Annotated in this window: 1 protein-coding gene; it reads right to left on the bottom strand. The window is 60.5% G+C overall.

The window, feature by feature from the left end:
• Positions 1–296 precede the first annotated feature (296 nt).
• Positions 297–2306 (bottom strand): hypothetical protein, encoded by a 2010-nt coding sequence (locus ACWD6N_RS37580; RefSeq protein ID WP_450006730.1) that lies wholly within the window; start codon positions 2304–2306, stop codon positions 297–299.
• Positions 2307–2946: the final 640 nt, after the last annotated feature.

Below are 2946 nucleotides of genomic sequence, written 5' to 3'. Positions count from 1 at the left end.
ACCAACATCGCCAGAGCCACCCGACGCGCCAACCGCCGCCCCCACGACCTCATCACCACCGTGACCAGCAGCTACTCAACTACGCAATGACCCTGCCCCTGGCCCTACTCGGCATCACCTGACGACTTTGCCGGGACCCTGCCCCGACCGGTTCACCCGCCGCCCACAAGCACCCCGGGCACCCGACATCGCCTGGATCAACAACCCGGCCCGGCAAGAACAACCCACCCGCTAACGACAACCTGTCTCGGGTTGACTTGACAACTACCGGGCTGGGGGGTGCCCATGGCTCGCCGCTATGTCGATCTTGCCCCGATGAACCATCTACCCGCCTCAGTTGCCTGCTTGCCGATCCCTTCTGTTAAACGATACGCCCCATCTCTCGTATCCCGATATGAAGAGGCGTAGAAGAAAAGGTAGAAGACCGGCTGGATAAGGCAGAGCACAGCTACCGCGAGCAGTTGGTACAGCAGCAAATCTCCCTCGGCGACTCCTGGCCAATGTGATGCGATGGTGAGCGCAAATCCCGAGAGCAGAACCACGCCCGAGATCAGGAACGGCAGGATCCCACCCCTCTGATGGAGCGGGATAAGGAGGGCTGCGGCCGCTATAAGTCCCCACTGCCACGGCACGAGCGGGGGAAGGCCGGCGAGCGATCCTGCCGCGACGCTTATGCAGAGCACCCACAGGGCTGCCCCCAGCCGCCAAGCAGAAGGCAAAGACCATCGGACCTCTTGGAGAAGCTTCAGGTCCGCGCCGTCAACTTCATGCCCGGCAAGCGGCTCTTGTACGCGAGTTCGAGCGCCAGAGACCTCTAGCAGCTTCAGCAAGTGAGGCTTCTTTCGTATCGCATCCGCCGCTGTATACCGGCGATCCGGCCCGTCGACCACCGCCGAAGTTATGTAGCTCGCGCCCTCAAGCACCCACGTGAGAGTGACGAGCCCGAGGCCCAGTCCGGCGAAAGCGATGACCGCCAGGACAAAATTCGTGCTCAGTATCGGGCCTCCGACGGCGGCCCAGCCCAGGCCGAATCTGAGGGGGTAGCCCAGGCTCACCAAGAGGAGAAGCCATCTGAAATCGCGCGTGCCACTCTCCTCGGAGCGCCGCATGCGCGCGCGCACCCACTCGTACAGAACAGCGAGGATGTAGATCGCCGGAATGCTGATGAGCAGAATTTGGTCACTGAACGAAAAACGAGGGGCGGGACTCCAATGCAAGGAGATGATCCACAAGACGAGGTAAAGGCGTACAAGCATGGTGATCAGGGAATACTTCACACTGGTGTTGATCGTGCTTTCGTCACCAGGAAGTCGCCGTCTGCCCTTCGCAAGCGGCGCGCTCCGGTCCTCGTATACTCCGCGTATGTCATTCCATTGGTAGCGCGACTGGTATACCAGCAGTTCGACGCCTACAACGAACATCGCGATTTCGGGCAGACTAGGTCCGTACGCGCGCGCGGGTGGCCCTGCGTTACTCGAAACCGCCAACCACCCGAAGAAGGCCCCCATGACTACGTATATAACCTTCGCCAAATCGTCGGGGCGGGGCAGCGCCAGATATGTGCCCAAACGTCCAAGGTGGGCACTCTTGCCGCCAATCGCCGTTGGATAGAGGTCCTTGGCCAGCCTCGATGCCGTCGCCTCGACGTAGCGCTTGAATATCTTCCTGCCGCCAAGGTTGGACCTTATCGTTTCCGAAAAGATGGCGATTGCGCCCACCCCGTATACGAGCAACATGACCAGTCGCCATGGCAACGGAACATTGAGGCCGAGGAAAATGGTCAGACCACCAAAGACCAGACAGAGGATCACGAAGACCATCACGGCCATGACTTGCTGGAAGGATGACGTCCTGGCCCCACTTGCGCTCAGACTGTTATAAGTGTTAAGGAGTTCAATATATGTGAGCGGCTTCAGCCCCTTATACGCTGCGAGATCTTTGACGGCTCCCAGCCGCTGGCGAATCTCTCTCTCCAGGGCCCGGAGATAGAAACTTCTTATGACGGCCATTGTCGCTGCGGCCTGGAGGAACGCCAGGATGGCGATGACGGGCAGCGGGGCTGTTACGAGGACAGCTGAAGCAATCTTCGTGCCCTTTGCTACCTCGTTCACAAGGGCGCCTAGCAACGATAGTGCCCCGAGGCAGAGGGTCAGGACGGTGCCTTGGAGGATGGAGAAGTGGCGTTCCTCGTCTCGACCTTGTTGATAGTCTACGAGGAGCGATTCGAGATACTTCCCCTCAGGCGCGGTTGCCTCAGGCAGGGATGTGCCAGGCAGGCGAGGAGGAGGCACGGGTGCATCGGGCACAGGAACCTCTCAGGGGCGGGTGCCGGCGGTGAGCAGTACGGATCCGAGGATGCGATCCACGGCGTGGATCAGGCGTGGCCAGATGGGCGTATCCCCTTCCCACTGCAGCCACACGAAGGCTGCTCGCAACCTTCGCGCCAACAGTCCGTCGAGTAGCAGCGAATCGCCGACTACGACAGGGCGATCGCCGAGAGGACCTATCCGGCGGCGACTGGTCCAGGGTTTTCGAGCCCGACCAACGTATGCGGTGGCGATTGCTGCGTTTTTGAACCTTCTCGAGTTGGTACAGAGCACGACGGCACTGCTCTCTGGTGCCAGCCGTCTGAAGTCCGCTAACCGCTGTGCTAACCGATCGGACGGCGCGGTCCAGTGGATCAACCACGGTTCGATGTCGAGCACGATTGTTGTGGCGTTGATTGCGCAGACGTAGTCGAACAGGGTTGCCGAGTCCCTCGCCTTTATTACGGCAAGGTTATTGCCAGATCCCGACCAACGCCGCCAAGCCCAGATATCAGGCGCTTCGGACCGTCCGGCAGAACCAGAAGCTGTCAAGCCCCGGGTTTGATGGAGAGTTGGTTAGCTGGTTTTCAGGGGTGCGGTGACCGGGTGGGTCATCGCGTGTAGTGCTTCGTGTTCGGCG

The sequence above is a fragment of the Micromonospora sp. NPDC005163 genome, assembly GCF_053599835.1.
Note: the sequence above shows the minus strand (reverse complement) of the source record. Positions and strands in the feature narration are given on the sequence as shown.